The 14903-nt window shown below is 70.9% G+C and carries 10 protein-coding genes; 4 read left to right on the top strand and 6 right to left on the bottom strand.

Features of this window, described 5'->3' with window-relative positions; translation table 11 throughout:
* Positions 1 to 38: 38 nt before the first annotated feature.
* Together ACF08N_RS15820 and ACF08N_RS15815 are read right to left on the bottom strand one after the other, a co-directional pair.
* Positions 39 to 839 (bottom strand): hypothetical protein, encoded by an 801-nt coding sequence (locus tag ACF08N_RS15820; RefSeq protein WP_392325180.1) that lies wholly within the window; start codon positions 837 to 839, stop codon positions 39 to 41.
* 197 nt (positions 840 to 1036) lie between these two features.
* Positions 1037 to 2497: an amino acid permease gene (locus ACF08N_RS15815; RefSeq protein ID WP_392325179.1), complete on the bottom strand. Its 1461-nt coding sequence runs from the start codon at positions 2495 to 2497 to the stop codon at positions 1037 to 1039.
* Positions 2498 to 2946: 449 nt separating this feature from the next.
* Between ACF08N_RS15815 and ACF08N_RS15810 the strand changes: the two genes are divergently transcribed.
* Positions 2947 to 3543 (top strand): carbonic anhydrase, encoded by a 597-nt coding sequence (locus ACF08N_RS15810; RefSeq protein WP_392325178.1) that lies wholly within the window; start codon positions 2947 to 2949, stop codon positions 3541 to 3543.
* Between the two features lie 210 nt (positions 3544 to 3753).
* Positions 3754 to 5250: a SulP family inorganic anion transporter gene (locus ACF08N_RS15805; RefSeq protein ID WP_392325177.1), complete on the top strand. Its 1497-nt coding sequence runs from the start codon at positions 3754 to 3756 to the stop codon at positions 5248 to 5250.
* Positions 5251 to 5351: 101 nt separating this feature from the next.
* Here the strand turns inward: ACF08N_RS15805 and ACF08N_RS15800 are convergent, their stop codons facing one another.
* Entirely contained in the window at positions 5352 to 6833 is a 1482-nt protein-coding gene (locus ACF08N_RS15800; RefSeq protein WP_392325176.1) for a short-chain fatty acid transporter, read from the bottom strand.
* A 213-nt stretch (positions 6834 to 7046) separates the two neighbouring features.
* Positions 7047 to 8285: a S8 family serine peptidase gene (locus ACF08N_RS15795; RefSeq protein WP_392325175.1), complete on the bottom strand. Its 1239-nt coding sequence runs from the start codon at positions 8283 to 8285 to the stop codon at positions 7047 to 7049.
* Positions 8286 to 8524: 239 nt separating this feature from the next.
* On the opposite strand from ACF08N_RS15795, the gene ACF08N_RS15790 reads away from it, so the two are divergent.
* Positions 8525 to 9046: a hypothetical protein gene (locus ACF08N_RS15790; RefSeq protein WP_392325174.1), complete on the top strand. Its 522-nt coding sequence runs from the start codon at positions 8525 to 8527 to the stop codon at positions 9044 to 9046.
* A 159-nt stretch (positions 9047 to 9205) separates the two neighbouring features.
* On the top strand, positions 9206 to 10606 hold the full coding sequence (gene lpdA / locus ACF08N_RS15785) for a dihydrolipoyl dehydrogenase (RefSeq protein ID WP_392325173.1): 1401 nt from the start codon (positions 9206 to 9208) through the stop codon (positions 10604 to 10606).
* A gap of 20 nt (positions 10607 to 10626) precedes the next feature.
* On the opposite strand, the gene ACF08N_RS15780 is transcribed toward lpdA, so the two are convergent.
* The gene (locus tag ACF08N_RS15780) at positions 10627 to 13050 is read right to left on the bottom strand and encodes a SpoIIE family protein phosphatase (protein WP_392325172.1); all 2424 of its coding nucleotides are present in this window, start codon (positions 13048 to 13050) and stop codon (positions 10627 to 10629) included.
* Positions 13050 to 14879 carry a glycoside hydrolase family 15 protein gene (locus ACF08N_RS15775; protein WP_392325171.1) on the bottom strand — a complete coding sequence of 610 codons (1830 nt, stop codon included), beginning with the start codon at positions 14877 to 14879 and terminating at the stop codon, positions 13050 to 13052. The genes ACF08N_RS15780 and ACF08N_RS15775 overlap by 1 nt, the downstream gene beginning before the upstream one ends.
* Positions 14880 to 14903: the final 24 nt, after the last annotated feature.

Genomic DNA, 14903 nt, shown 5'->3' with positions numbered 1-14903 from the left:
GCCGTCACGCCACCGCAGGAGCCGTACCCGCCGAGCGGTCACTGTGCGAGTTCGGCGGCCGGGCCCATGACGATCACGGGCTGCTTGCCGGGGTCCAGGGCGCGCACCAGCTCCCGCATCGAGGCCCGTGGGAGCGAGATGCATGCCTGGGTGGGTCCGGCATGGTCGACGTGGACCCATACGCCGCCGCCCTTGTCCGAACCGAGCGGCCGCTCCTGGTCGAGCGGAGTCGTGCCCGGGACTCGGTTGTAGTCGATGGCGACCACGTAGTCGAAGGAGCCCTCCAGGGGTTCGCCGAGGAAGCCCGTGCCCGAGGCGACGAATTCCTCGTCCTGGTCGTAGGGCAGCAGGGCTCCGGGGTCCGGCAGCCGCCCGCCGGCGTCGCCGAGGCCGAAGACTCCGATCGGTGTGCGCAGATCACCCTCGCGGTGGTCGAACGTCCAGCCCCGCAGGGCGTTGTGGGCCGGCCACGGTCCGGCGGTACGCCGCCACCGCCCTGCCGCGTCCCGTTCATGGAGCACCGCGGTGGCCTTGCTGGTGTCGATCGACTCGCCGACGACCACCAGGGCCTGGCGCGTGTCCTCCGGGACTTCCGAGTGGGTGACCGGCCCGAGCCCGGGGAGGTGTCCGGCGGACGGCGGACGGGAGGGGTGGCCGGGGCGGGCGTCCTGCCAGCCGACGCCGTGCCGGCCGGGCGGCCCGGGAGCAGGCGCGGGTGCCGAGACGGAGGGCGGCTCGGCGGGTGCGGAAGGCGGCTGTGTACAGGCGGCGAGCAGCGGCGCGGCGCACAGGGCACCGATCAGCCACCTTGCGGCGCCGTTGCTGGGACTGCGGGGCATGGGGCGGCATCCTCCGGCGCTCGGGGAACAACGCGGCCATGGGTACCCCGTACTCTCCCGTCTCTGTCACCCGGCTCGCGCACTCACTCAACCGGTGCACGTCCGTATGGCATCCGCCGCGGCAGCGCGGGCCGTTCTCCATGCCGTCGGGTGCAGGCACGCGGGCCCGGCCGGGTGACGGCCGGGCCCGCGCCGAGTCAGCTTCCGGGCGTCTGCGGCGGCGTGCCGGAACCCGCCTCCCGCTCCGCGGCCTCCGCCGTGGCCAGCTCCGATTTCCGGTACGAGTAGCCGAAGTAGACGATCAGTCCGATCAGGAACCAGACGGCGAACCGCGCCCACGTCTCCCACTGGAGGAACGTGATCAGCCAGATCGAGAAGACCACACCGATCGCGGGCACCACGGGCATGCCCGGGCACCGGAAGGTGCGCGGCAGCTCGGGCCGCCGGTAGCGCAGCACGATCACGGCGATGCACACCACGACGAAGGCCAGCAGGATGCCGATGTTGGTCAGTTCGGCCGCCTCGCCGATCGGCAGGAATCCGGCGATGGCGGCCGAGGCGAAGCCGACGATCCATGTCACGCGGGTGGGCACGTGCCGGGTCTCGTGGGTCTTCGCGAACCATTTGGGCAGCAGCCCGTCGCGACTCATCGAGAACCAGACCCGCGTCACGCCCAGCATGAACGTGAACATGACGGTGAGGATGCCGATGATGGCGCCGACCGCGATCACGTCGGCGAGCCCGGACAGGCCAACCGACTGGAAGGCCGTGGAGAAGCCGCTCTCCCTGTCGATGTCGCGGAAGTTCTGCATACCCGTCAGAACGAGGCAGGCGAGCACGTAGAGCACCATCGAGATGGCCAGCGAGTACACAATCGCCTTCGGCATGTGGCGCTGGGCGTCCTTGGACTCCTCGGCGGCCGTCGACATCGCGTCGTAGCCGAAGACCGCGAAGAACACCGTCGCCGCTCCCGTGAACGCCCCGCCCACGCCGTAGGGGAAGAACGGGTCGTAGTTGGCGGTGTCGATGTGCACCACGCCGACGGCGATGACGAGGAGGACGACGAGCACCTTCAGGATCACGACGCCCGTCTCGAAGCGGGCCGCGTTCTTGATGCCGAGGGTGAGGAGGTAGGCGATGAGCAGGCAGAGCAGCACGGCGAACAAGTCGACCCTGTGTCCGTCCCCGGTGCCGGGCGCGCCCAGCATCCAGGCCGGCAGCTCGGCGCCCATCGACTCGACGAGGAAGTTGAAGTAGCCGGAGATCCCGATCGCCACGACGGCCACGATCGCCGTGTACTCCAGCAGGAGGTCCCAGCCGATGAACCAGCCCGCCAGTTCGCCGAGGACGGCGTACCCGTAGGTGTAGGCCGACCCGGCCTTCGGGATCATTCCCGCGAACTCGGCGTACGAGAAGGCGGCCGCCGCGCTGGCGATGCCCGCGACGAGGAACGAGACGAGCACGGCCGGACCCGCGGTGCCGTTGGCGACAGCACCGGCGAGGCTGAAGATGCCCGCTCCGATGATGCCGCCGACACCGATGGCTGTGAGCTGCCAGAGCCCCAGGGTGCGGGTCAGCCGCTGGTGGACGTCGGCCTCTTCGATCTGCTCGATGGGTTTGCGGCGCAGAACGCCGTGTCCCATCCGGAATCCGCCCATGGGCGTCACCTCTTCGCTGACGGCATTCGCTGATGCCCGATCATGATGGCCGAGGCACCCCCGCTTCGGAAGGGGCCGCGCTGGTGTCGCCTTCGCGGAGGCGATCGTCCGGACGCTCTTCCCGCGGCGGCGGTGACATACGCGCCGACGGCGGCGAACGCGGATTCGCCGCGTTGGCCGGCGCAAAGAATGAGTCGCCCGACCGGCGGGTTGGCGCATTTGTGATCTGTCATCACAAGGTAATGTGACGGTAAAGTCCTGGTAGTGGCGGTCGAGAAGAATCGACCGCGGACCGGCGGCTGCCCCACCCCGAGCGGTCGCCACGCAGGGCATCGGGACGCGAGGCCAGGCGCCCACCCCGACGCCCTGTCACCGTTTCCGAACATCTGTCCATCTGACCCGACCACACCGCACCCCGGCGCCCGCCGCGGTGCAGGAGGCAGGCCATCATGCAGTCGCTCATCGACAACGCCCGGTCCTTCGCGGACCATGTCGCCGCCAACGCACAGGAGTTCACCCACCTCGCGGACGGCCAGGCGCCGGAAACCCTCTTCATCACCTGCTCGGACTCACGCGTCGTCCCCGCCTGGATCACCGGCGCCCGCCCGGGCGAGCTGTTCGAGCTCCGCACCGCCGGGAACATCGTTCCCCCCTACCCCCCACAGGGCCGGCCCGCCGGCGAGGCGGCCACCATCGAGTACGCGCTGCGCGTGCTGTCCGTCCGCGACATCGTCGTCTGCGGGCACTCGCACTGCGGCGCGGTGGGCGCCGTGGTCCGCGGAGAGGACCTGTCCTCGGTGCCCGCCGTGCGGGAGTGGCTGGAGCACACGACCCGCGTCGAGCCCTCCGCCGACGAGACCCCCGATCTGGCCCGGGCCGTCCAGCGCCATGTGCTCGCGCAACTGGACACGTTGCGCGGCTACCCCGCCGTCCAGGAGGGCCTCCGCGACGGCTCTTTGACCCTGCACGGCTGGTACTACGAGGTGCACACCGGCACCGTCAGCGTCCACCGGCCCGGCACCGAGGCCGTGTTCGACCGGCTCTGACGGCAGGCGCCGCGCAACCGGCCGGCAAAGACGCCGGATCGAGCCCGCGCCGACGGCGCAGACCAGACTCTCCACCACTGTCCGGGCACGGTCCGCCGTGCCCCGACGGGGCACGCCCCTTCGCTGCGCCGTGCCCTTCCCACCGACCTCTCTCCGCGCACCGGCCCGCCACGGCCGGCCCGGACCGTACCCTGAGGACCCTCGCCCGTGGTGACACGTTCGTCTCTCTTCAGCAACCCCCGCGTCGTACGACGCGATCTGCTCGCCTCCCTCGTCGTCTTCCTCGTCGCGCTGCCGCTCTGTGTCGGCGTGGCCGTCGCCTCGGGCGTGCCCGCCGAACTCGGTCTGATCACCGGCATCGTCGGCGGTCTCGTCGTCGGTGCGCTGCCCGGCAGCAGCCTCCAGGTCAGCGGCCCCGCCGCCGGTCTGACCGTCCTCGTCTACGAAACGGTCCAGGAATTCGGTCCCGGCGTGCTGGGCCCCGTCGTCCTGGCCGCCGGACTGATTCAAGTCGGTCTGGGCGCCGCGCGATTCGGCCGCTGGTTCCGCGCGATCTCGGTCTCCGTCGTCCAGGGCATGCTCGCCGGCATCGGCCTGGTGATCGTGCTCGGCCAGCTGTACGCCATGGCCGACACCCCTCAGCCGGGCAGCGGCCTCGACAAGCTGGCCGGCCTGCCCGGTCTCGCCGCCGAGATCGCCACCGGCACCGCCGCCCTGTCGGCCTTCTCGGTCGGCGCGGGCACCGTCGCGGTCCTCGCCCTGTGGCCCCGGCTGCCGGCGAAGGTACGTGTCGTCCCGGCCCCGCTGGCCGCCGTGGCACTGGCCACCGCCGTCACCGCCCTCACCGGTCTCTCTCCGGCGACGGTCGAGGTCAGCGGGCTGCTCCAGGCCGTCCGGCCCCCGGGCCTGGAGGACTTCGGACAGCTCGGCAGCACGGCGGTCATCGGCACGGTGCTTGCGTTCGCCCTCATCGCCTCGGCCGAGAGCCTGTTCAGCGCCGCGGCGGTCGACCGCATGCACGACGGCCCGCGCACCGACTACGACAAGGAGCTCGTGGCACAGGGCGTGGGCAACACACTGTGCGGAGCGCTCGGTGCCCTGCCGATGACGGCGGTGATCGTGCGCAGCGCTGCCAACGTGCAGGCCGGTGCCCGTACTTCCCTGTCCCGTATCGCGCACGGCCTGTGGCTGCTGCTGTTCGCGGCCCTGTTGCCGGCGGTCATCGGGATCATCCCGCTGGCCGCGCTCGCCGGTGTCCTGGTCCATGCCGGATGCAAGCTCGTTCCCGTCAAGGACCTCGCTCCGCTGTGGCGCACGCACCGCAGCGAGGCGGTCCTGCTGGCCGTCACCGCCCTGGCCGTCGTCGTCACGAATCTCTTCGAGGGAGTGATCCTCGGCCTGCTGCTCGCGGTGGTGAAGTCCGCCTGGGAGACCTCGCACGTCCATCTGAGCACCCGCCGGCTGACCGGGGGCCGCATCGTGGTCACACTGACGGGCAACGCGACCTTCCTGCGACTGCCGCGCATCCTCGAGCAGTTGGAGGAGCTCCCGCAGGACCAGCCGATCGAGCTCGACCTCGCGCGCCTGCGCCACCTGGACCACGCGTGCCGCGTGGCCCTGGAGAACTGGGCGCACCGGCACAACAACGCGGAGACCGAGCCCGTACGGATCCGCCACGGCGAACCCACCGGTGCGCTGCTGCCCTGACGGGCCCGTTGCACCATGGGGCCCGGCTCGTCGGAGCCGGGCCGCAGATCCGGAAGCGGCGGTGCGGTCCGTGCACCCGCTCCGCCGCTCCGGGTCGTGCGTCAGGGGAAGGTGAGTGTCTGCGCGAACAGTGTGACCACGATCAGGACGACGGGGAAGCAGACCAGGAACATCGCGAAGGTGTAGCCCATGATGTCGCGGGCCTTCAGCCCCAGGATCGCCAGGGTCGGGAGCATCCAGAACGGCTGGAGCAGGTTCGCGCTCGCCTCGCCCAGGTCGTACACCACGACCATCCAGCCCTGGTGGACCTCGAGTTGGTTCGCCGCGTCCATCACGTACGGCGCCTCGATCACCCACTTGCTGCCGCCGCTCGGCACGAACACACCGAGGACGCAGGAGTAGACCGCGATGAGGGCCGGATAGAAGAAGGCGTTGGAGATGTCGGTCAGCCAGCCCGCGATGGTGGAGGACAGGCCGGTGAACGCGATCATGCCGAAGATGCCGCCGTACAGCGGGAACTGGATCAGCACACCGGACGCGGCCGACACACCCTCCCGTACGGCCGCGACGAGCCGCGCCGGCCTCCAGTGCAGGATCAGGGCCAGCAGGATGAGGATCAGGTTGACCGTGTTCAGATCCAGGGCATTGAGGGGATTGCCCGTCGCGGAGGCGAAGTAGCGGTACAGGTACCACACGCCCAGCAGGAAGATCAGCACGGCGAATGCCGGGCTGTGCTCCAGCCAGTCACCGGGGCGGCGTGACTCGGTGGTGCCGGTGTCCTCGCGCGTCTCCTCCAGCAGCGGCCGCAGGCGGATGCCCAGGTCCTCGGCCGTCTTCGCGGCCTCGGGCGAGGGGGCGAGGAACCAGGCGAGGACCACCGCGACGACGAACACGACGGCCGTGGCGGCCATGCCCTGCCACAGGAAGATGGTCTCGGTCAGCGGGATCAGTCCCGAACCGCGTCCTTCCTCGATGACCTTCTGCACCGCCTCGGGGCTCGCCCCGGCGCTGGCCACCTGGAGGGCGGCCGAGCCGGACAGTCCCTGTGCCCAGACGGTGCCGAGACCGAGGAACGCCATCGCGCCGATCGCCCGGTAGTCGACGCCGCGCACCAGCCGGGAGATCTCCTTCGCCAGGATGGCGGTGAAGATCAGGCTGAACGCCCAGTTCAGGTACGACGAGACCATGGACACGGCGGCCGTGAACGCGACGGCGGCGCGCGGGGTGCGGGGCACGGTGGCGAGGCGGGAGATCAGCCGTGCGACGGGCCGGGACACCGCGACCGCGTAGCCGCCGATGATGATCATCGCCATCTGGAGCGTGAACTGGATGAGCGACCAGAAGCCCTTGCCCCAGGCGTCCACCAGACCGTATCCGGTGGTGGCGGTGGGATCGTCGGGTGCGCCGGTGACCGGTGCGCCCGTGAGGAGGCCGAGGGCCAGGACGACGAAGGTGCCGACGAGGACGAACCCGAAGGCGTCCGGCAGCCAGCGCTCCGTGGCGGCGGTGAACCGCAGGGCGATCCGGGCGAGGACGTTCTCGCGCGTGTCGTCCGTGGTCCGCCCGGTCCTCGTGACTGTCATCCGGCATCTCCTCACACCACACACCAGGGGCCTCACGTGCACCGCGGACCAGGAAGGTAGAGCCGCGCGGCGACGATCACTATGGGTCGGGAGCCCATGGACCGCAGGGCAGTCATGGTGGACGACCCCCTTTGGTGCCCCGGGTGACGGGACGCGGTCCGCGTGGCCGTCCGGGCCGGGTGCGTGCCGCGGCCCGGACGGCTCACCGTGGCCCTAGAGCCCGTTGGTGTACGCGAGCAGGTTGGGCGTGCCCACGAGGTCGCCCTGGACGACGCCGGGCGTTGCGTTGGCGGTCAGCCAGGTGCTCAGCGTCGCCTGGCCGGTGTCGCCGTGGGCGCTCTTGTAGAGGGCCGCTGTCCCGGCGACGTGCGGAGTCGCCATGGAGGTGCCGTTGAACGTGGCGGTCGTGTTGCCCGGCTGGGTCGACAGGATCGCCGAGCCCGGTGCGTAGAGGTCGATGCACGCGCCGGTCGAGGAGTACGACGCCCTGCTGTCCGTGCTGGTCGTCGCGCCGACCACCGTCGCCTGTGTCAGGCCGCGGGGCAGCCGGTCGCAGGAGTCGGCGCCGGTGTTGCCGCCGGAGGTCGCCAGGAACACGCCGGAGTTCATCATGCCGTTGAGCGAGGCCGCGAGGGTGTCCGACCACGTCCAGTTCCACGACGTGTTGGCGACCGCCGGCTTCTGCGCGTTGGCGGTGACCCAGTCGATCGCCTCGATCGTCGCCGATGTGCGGCCCGAGCCACGGCAGTTGAGGATCTTCACGGCGTGCAGGTTGACGCCTTTGGCGACGCCGTAGGTCTTGGAGCCGACGGTTCCGGCGACGTGGGTGCCGTGGCCGTCGCAGTCGGTGTCCTTCGTGTCGATCGCATTGAGGTCGAACCGGGCGCGTCCCCCGAAGTCGGGGTGGGAGACGTCGATGCCGGTGTCGATGACGTACGCGTGGACCCCCGCACCGGTCGCGGTGGAGGTGTAGCTCGCGGACAACGGCAGGTTCCGCTGGTCGACACGGTCGATGCCCCAGGAGGGCGGGTTCGTCTGGGTGGCGTCGTGTGCCTCGTCGACCCACGCGTCCTGCTCGATGCCGGCGACGGACTTCTCGCGCTGCAGGGCGCGCAGCTGGCCCTGGGTGAGGTCGGCGGCGAAGCCGTTGACCGCGGTGTCGTAGACGAAGCGCGGGCTCACGGACAGGGCCCTGGCGAGGCCGCGCGGGTCGGTGCCCGGCTTGAGCCGCACGATGTAGGCACCGCTGATCGGGCGGACGTCGTCGTCGGCCCGCGTCGTGGTGACCGGCACCGTGGCCCCGGCTGGGGCTGCGTTCGACCCGGACGGGCTGCCGTCCGCGACGGCCGCGCCTGGAAGCGACAACAGCGTCGACGCGGCGGCCGCGGTGGCGACGGCGAGGATGCCGGGAACGGAGAGGCGGGATCTGTCCGAGCTGGCAAGGCGGCGCATGGGACTCCTTGTCGGAGGCGGATGGGAGGTGGGATCTCCACCGACCGAGCGCGGAGATTACATGCCCATGCCAGCTCGCGACAGAGGGCGGGGGACGAGTCCGTCCGGCCGCCGCGGGAGCGCCCGAGAGCGGGCGGACATATCAAGGAATGGGGCGATAATGCTGCAACCATTCCTTTTCGCGGCGTGTCTCCATCAGTGACACCACAGTCCCCGCACAGGAAGAAATGGGGGACACCATGCACCATCAGTCACGGCTCGCGGCCGCCGCCGCAGCCATCGTCCTCACCGCCGGGGTCGGAGCGACGTTCCCCGCATCCGCCTCGCAGTCCGCGGCACCGTCGCACGCTCCGGCGACCGCCCTCGTCACCAACGCACGCTGGGGCGGCCACAGCTCCTTCGACCGGATCGTCATCGATATCCGCGGGAAGGTGCCGCCGGTCACCGTGAATGCGATGAAGGAACTGCACTACGACGGCCTGGGAACCAAGGTCCCGCTCGCCGGAAAGCACTTCCTGGAGATCAGGCTCTCGCCGGCCGCCGCGCACGACGACAACGGCAGGTCCGTCTACAAGGGCCCGAAGCTCACCAAGATCTGGCTGCCTTCCCTGAAGGGCCTCGCGCTCACCGGCGACTTCGAAGGAGTGGTCACCTTCGGAGCCGCCTTCAACACCAAGCCCGCCTACACGACCCGCGTCCTGCACTCGCCGGAGCGCTTCGTGATCGACATCCGGCACACACCGCCGGCCTGCGGCCGGTGACACCCCGGGGTTCCGGTCCTTCGGGCCGGGACCCCGAGAGGCCGACGACGCGTCCGCTCCCCCGCCGCGCGGGCCGCACCTGTGGTCCGCCCGGTGCATTCCGCCGATGTCGCACGGGGATTGCGCCACTCGCGGCGACCGCGCCCCTATCGTGCTCGCATGAGTGCACACTTCGATGTCGTGGTCCTCGGGGCCGGTCCCGGCGGCTACACGGCGGCGGTCCGATGCGCCCAGCTCGGCATGTCGGTGGCGGTGGTCGAGGAGCGGTACTGGGGCGGCGTGTGCCTGAACGTGGGGTGCATCCCCTCGAAGGCACTGCTGCGCAATGCCGAGTTGGCCCACCTGTTCACGCACGAGGCGAAAACCTTCGGCATCCGAGTCGAGGGCCGGGTCGACTTCGACTACCAGGAGGCGTACGGGCGCAGCCGGAAGGTGGCCGAGGGACGCGTCCGAGGCGTGCACTACCTGATGAAGAAGAACGGCATCACCGAGTACGACGGCACAGGGGTCTTCACCGACGCGAACACCCTGCGGGTCCGGGCCGCCGACGGCACGGAGCAGAGCGTCGACTTCGATCACTGCATCCTCGCCACCGGAGCCGCGACCCGCCTGCTGCCGGGAACGAGCCTGAGCGAACGCGTCGTGACGTACGAGGAGCAGATCCTCAGCGACCGGCTGCCCGGAAGTGTGATCATCGCGGGTGCCGGCGCCATCGGCGTCGAATTCGCGTACGTCCTGCACAACTACGGCGTGCAGGTCACGCTCGTGGAGTTCCTGGACCGGGTGGTACCGCTGGAGGACGAGGAGGTCTCGGCGGAACTGGCCCGCCGGTACCGCAAGCTGGGTGTCAACGTCCTGACGTCGACGCGGGTCGAGGCGATCGACGACTCGGGCCCGCAGGTGCGGGTGCATGTGACCACGGGCGGGCAGCGGCAGGTGCTCGAGGCCGACAAGGTGCTCCAGGCCATCGGGTTCCAGCCGCGGGTGACGGGCTACGGCCTGGAGAACACCGGCGTGCGGCTGACCGACCGCGGGGCGGTCGACATCGACGGCCGCTGCCGCACGAGCGTCCCTCACATCTTCGCGATCGGCGATGTCACGGCGAAGCTGATGCTGGCGCACGCCGCCGAGGCGATGGGCATCGTCGCCGCCGAGACCATCGCGGACGCCGAGACCATGGAACTCGACTACACGATGATCCCCCGCGCCACCTACTGCCAGCCGCAGATCGCCAGCTTCGGCTGGACCGAGGCGCAGGCGCGCGAGCGGGGCTTCGACGTACAGGTGCAGAAGTTCCCCTTCACCGCCAACGGCAAGGCCCACGGGCTCGGCGACCCCGCCGGCTTCGTGAAGATCCTCAGCGACGGCCGGCACGGTGAACTGCTCGGAGCCCACCTCATCGGCCCGGAGGTCACCGAACTGCTGCCGGAACTGACGCTGGCGCAGCAGTGGGACCTGACGGTGCACGAGGTGGCCCGCAACGTGCACGCGCACCCCACCCTCGGCGAGGCGGTGAAGGAAGCGGTCCACGGCCTGGCCGGCCACATGATCAACATGTAGCGGGGCGCGAACGGCACCCGTCACGGGCCGGGCAGCGGCTGCTGGGTCCAGATGGTCTTCCCGCGGCGGGTGTACCGGCTCCCCCAGCGCTCGGTGAGCTGGGCGATCAGGAAGAGGCCGCGTCCGCCTTCCTCGGTGGCCCCCGCCCGCCGCATCCTGGGCTGTGTGCTGCTCGCGTCGGAGACCTCGCAGATGAGCACCCCCGCCCGGATGAGCCGGAGCTCGACGGAGCCGCCGCCCGCGTAGCGGATGGCGTTGGTGACCAGCTCGCTCGCCACCAGTTCGGTGGTGAAGGAGAGTTCGTCAAGACCCCAGTGGGACAGCTGCCGCACGACCAGGGTGCGTGCGTGCGCGACAACCGCCGGGTCGGCCTCCAGGTGCCACGTCGCGCTGTCGTCCGCGGCGATCACGCGTGTGCGGGCCAGCAGCAGGGTCACGTCGTCCGACAGGGGGCGCGGGGCGAGGTCGGACACGATCCGCCGGCCGGCGTCCTGGAGGGGGCGGTCGGGGGCGGTCTCGCGCGTCAGCAGGGAGGCGAGTGAGGCCATCCCCTCGTCCAGGTCGGACCGGCCCCGCTCGACCAGGCCGTCGGTGTACAGGGCGAGCACGCTGTTCTCCTCGACCACTGTCTCCAGCGGTTCGAAGGGCAGACCGCCGACTCCCAGGGGCGGGCCGGGGCTGACCTCCAGATACTCGACGCTCCCGTCGGGACGCAGCAGGGCGGGCGGGGGGTGCCCGGCGCTGGCCGCGACGCAGTGCCGGGTCACCGGGTTGTACGTCATGTACAGGCAGGTCGCGCCGTACGAGTGGTACGCGACGCGCGGGCCGTGATTCTCCGCGCCGGCGGTCTCGTGCGTGAGCTGGGATACCAAGTCGTCGAGGTGCGCGAGCAGTTCGTCGGGTTCGAGATCGAGGTCGGCCAGCGTGCGTACGGCGGTGCGCAGGCGTCCCATCGTCGCCGTGGCCTGCAGACCGTGGCCGACCACATCGCCCACGACGAGGGCGACACGTGCCGAGGACAGCGGGATGACGTCGAACCAGTCGCCGCTCACGCCGGTCGCGGTGTCCGTGGGCAGGTAGACGCTGGCACTCTGCACGGCGACCGTGTCGGTCGTGGTCGGCGGGAGCAGGCTGCGCTGCAGGCTGAGGGCCGCGTGGCGCTCGCGCGCGTAGCGGCGTGCGTTGTCCACGACGAGCGCGGCGCGGGAGGCGATCTCCTCCAGCAGGGCGACGTCGTCCTCCTCGAACGGGGGGCGCGGGCCGGTGCGCCACACCGTGACCTGGCCGAGGAGCCGTCCCCTGGCCCTGAGCAGGGCGCTCATCCCGGAGTGGGCGGCCGCTGGGCCGGGCGGAAGGCCGTCGACCGGGGTCCCGGTCTCCTCGGCAGCGGGCGCCGCACCGTCCGCCGGCGACCGGTCGGCGGACCAGATCCGGTCGCCGGACCGGCCGGTGACGTCCACGGCCACGGGTGCGCCGACCGGCGGCGTTTCGTCCGCTCCGGCCGCGGCCGCACGACGCAGCAGATGCTGCCGGTGCTCGTGTGTGTCCGGCTCCTCGTGGGCGAACACGGACTCGGCGATGTCGATGACCGCCGCATCGGCCAGGGCGGGAACGAGCACGTCCACGAGGTCCCCCGTGGTCTCCGCGAGCGACAGGGAGTTGCCGAGGGCAGCGGTGGCCCGGTGCAGCAGGTCGAGCCGCTCGCGCGCCCGCCGCTGCTCCGTCACGTCGACGAACAGGGCGGTGACTCCCATGACGCGGCCCTCCGCGTCCTGGAGGCGGAACGCGGACAGGGCCACGATGCGCCCCGCACCCGGGTCCACCCGGGTCCGCACGAGGATGTCCGTCCCGACGAGGGGGATCCCGGTGGTGAGCACGTCCCGCAGCCGGTCGTCGACGCTCCGCGCGTCCTCGTCCTGGAGGAAGTCGGCGAGCCGCAGGCCGCTCAGGTCTGCGGGCACACCGGTGTACGGGAGAAGGTGCGTGTTCGTCCTCTCCAGCCGCAGGTCCGTGTCGAACACCGCAAGCCCCACGCGGTCCTGGAGGAACAGTTCCTCCAGAAAGGCGTGGGCCTGGCGCCATTTCGCCAGCAGGGGTCGGGGGGCGCCCAGCACGAGGAAGCGGGTGGCGCGCTCGCCGGTCGGCCGAGGGTCGAGGGAAAGCACACGGAACAGCACCTCCGCCTCCTCTCCCTCTCCCTCTCCCTTGCGCACCACGGCTCTGCCCTCCCACACGGGTCCGTTCCGCCCGGCCAGCACGTCCGGCCAGAGGGAGGGGTCGGCCAGCAGCTCGTGGATCCGCCGGCCCGACAGGTCCTCGGCCGGGCGGTTCAGGAGGGTTTCCGCCGCCGGTGTGCAGCCGAGGACGGTTCCGATGGCGTCCACCAGGAGTCCGGCCGTGTGCGCCGCGTCGAGTGGATCGTCGTTGCTGCGGGCCGCGCGCATCAGCCCAGGGCCCGGTCGAGGTTGAACGCGGCACTGATCAGTGCCAGATGGGTGAACGCCTGCGGGAAGTTGCCGGTCTGTTCGCCGGTCCGGCCGATCTCCTCGGCGTACAGACCGAGGTGGTTGGCGTAGGTGAGCATCTTCTCGAAGGCGAGCCGGGCCTCGTCCAGGCGACCGGCGCGGGCCAGAGCCTCGACGTACCAGAAGGAGCAGATGGAGAACGTGCCCTCCTCTCCGCGCAGTCCGTCCGGGCTCGCCTGCGGGTCGTAGCGGTAGACCAGGGAGTCGGACACCAGGTCCTCGCCGAGCGCGTCGAGGGTGGACAGCCATTTGGGGTCCGTCGGGGAGACGAACTTGGCCAGCGGCATCATCAGGACGGCCGCGTCGAGCACGTCCTCGCCCTCGTGCTGGACGAACGCGTTGCGCTCGGCGGACCAGCCGCGGCGCATGATCCGCCGGTAGATCGTGTCCCGCGCGCCGCCCCAGCGGGTCATGTCCGCCGGCAGGCCGCGGCGTCGCGCGATCCTCATGGCGCGCTCGATGGCCACCCAGCACATCAGCTGCGAGTACAGGAACTTCTTGCGCCCGCCGCGGGTCTCCCACACGCCCTCGTCGGGCTGGTCCCAGTTCTCGCAGACCCAGTCGACGAGCTCCACGACGGTGTCCCAGTGTCCGCTGGACAGCGGCTGTCCCCACTTGTCGTAGAGGTACAGGCAGTCGATGAGGGCGCCGTAGATGTCCAGTTGGAGCTGGCCGACGGCGTCGTTGCCGATGCGGACCGGAGCCGAGCCCGCATGCCCCTCCAGGTGCGGGAGTTCCTCCTCGGGGAGTTCGCGGCGGCCGTCGACGCCGTACATGATCTGCAGTCGGCAGTCGGGGCCCAGGGCCTTCTCGGAGAGGAAGTTGACGAAGGCTTCGGCCTCGTCGGTGAAGCCCAGCCTGAGGAGTGCGTAGATACAGAACGCGGCGTCGCGGACCCAGACGTACCGGTAGTCCCAGTTGCGCTCGCCGCCGATCTGTTCCGGCAGGCTGGTCGTCGGTGCGGCCACGAGGGCGCCGGTCGGTGCGTAGGTGAGGAGTTTGAGGGTGAGCGCGGAGCGGTGCACCATCTCCCGCCAGCGGCCGCGGTAGCGGGACCGGGACAGCCAGCGGCGCCAGTACCGGACGGTGGCGTCGAACAGGTCCTCCGCCTCTGTCAGGGCGCAGGACCGCGGCTCTACTGTGCCGCCGATCCGGTCGAGCGCGAAGACCGCGGACTCGCCTTCGAGCAGTTTGAACGAGGCGCGGACGTCGGGGCCGTCGGTCTCGACCGGCACGCTGGACGTCAGGGCGAGGGAGAGGTCCGGCGACTCGAAGACCGTCTGGCCCTGCCGGGTGCCGACCGTGTGGTCCTGTCGGCCGTAGTCGAACCGGGGCGCCACCCGCGCGGTGAACGGCAGCGATCCGCGGACGCACAGCACGCGCCGGATCAGTCGGTGCCGGTCGGCCTCGCGCGAATCGTCGACGACGGGCATGAAGTCCTGGACCTCGCCGACGCCGTCGTCCGCGTAGAAGCGGGTGATCAGGATGTTGGTGTCGGGGAAGTAGAACTGCTTCGTGCGGACCGGCACGTCGGGGGCGAGCGCGAACGAGCCGCCGCGGTCGGCGTCCAGGATGGACGCGAAGACACTGGGGGCGTCGAAACGCCCGCAGCAGTACCAGTCGATGGTGCCGTTCGTGCCGATGAGCGCGGCGCTGCGCAGGTCGCCGATGAGCCCGTGCTCGGCGATGGGGAGGTACCGCGGCGCGTCCGCCTTGCTGGGGCGCGAACTCGTGGCTCCGGCAGTCACACGAGCCTCCCATGACGTCGCAGG

The organism is Streptomyces sp. NPDC015127 (assembly GCF_043080095.1).
Classification (GTDB): domain Bacteria; phylum Actinomycetota; class Actinomycetes; order Streptomycetales; family Streptomycetaceae; genus Streptomyces.
The sequence above is the reverse complement of the archived record's forward strand: the minus strand, read 5'-3'. Positions and strand labels throughout refer to the sequence as shown.

What these genes read in the sequence shown, in the direction of transcription:
- ACF08N_RS15820 (WP_392325180.1), bottom strand. Translation starts at nt 839, where the DNA reads ATGCCCCGCAGTCCCAGCAACGGCGCCGCAAGGTGGCTGATCGGTGCC.
- ACF08N_RS15815 (WP_392325179.1), bottom strand. Translation starts at nt 2,497, where the DNA reads ATGGGCGGATTCCGGATGGGACACGGCGTTCTGCGCCGCAAACCCATC.
- ACF08N_RS15810 (WP_392325178.1), top strand. Translation starts at nt 2,947, where the DNA reads ATGCAGTCGCTCATCGACAACGCCCGGTCCTTCGCGGACCATGTCGCC.
- ACF08N_RS15800 (WP_392325176.1), bottom strand. Translation starts at nt 6,833, where the DNA reads ATGACAGTCACGAGGACCGGGCGGACCACGGACGACACGCGCGAGAAC.
- ACF08N_RS15795 (WP_392325175.1), bottom strand. Translation starts at nt 8,285, where the DNA reads ATGCGCCGCCTTGCCAGCTCGGACAGATCCCGCCTCTCCGTTCCCGGC.
- ACF08N_RS15790 (WP_392325174.1), top strand. Translation starts at nt 8,525, where the DNA reads ATGCACCATCAGTCACGGCTCGCGGCCGCCGCCGCAGCCATCGTCCTC.
- lpdA (WP_392325173.1), top strand. Translation starts at nt 9,206, where the DNA reads ATGAGTGCACACTTCGATGTCGTGGTCCTCGGGGCCGGTCCCGGCGGC.
- ACF08N_RS15780 (WP_392325172.1), bottom strand. Translation starts at nt 13,050, where the DNA reads ATGCGCGCGGCCCGCAGCAACGACGATCCACTCGACGCGGCGCACACG.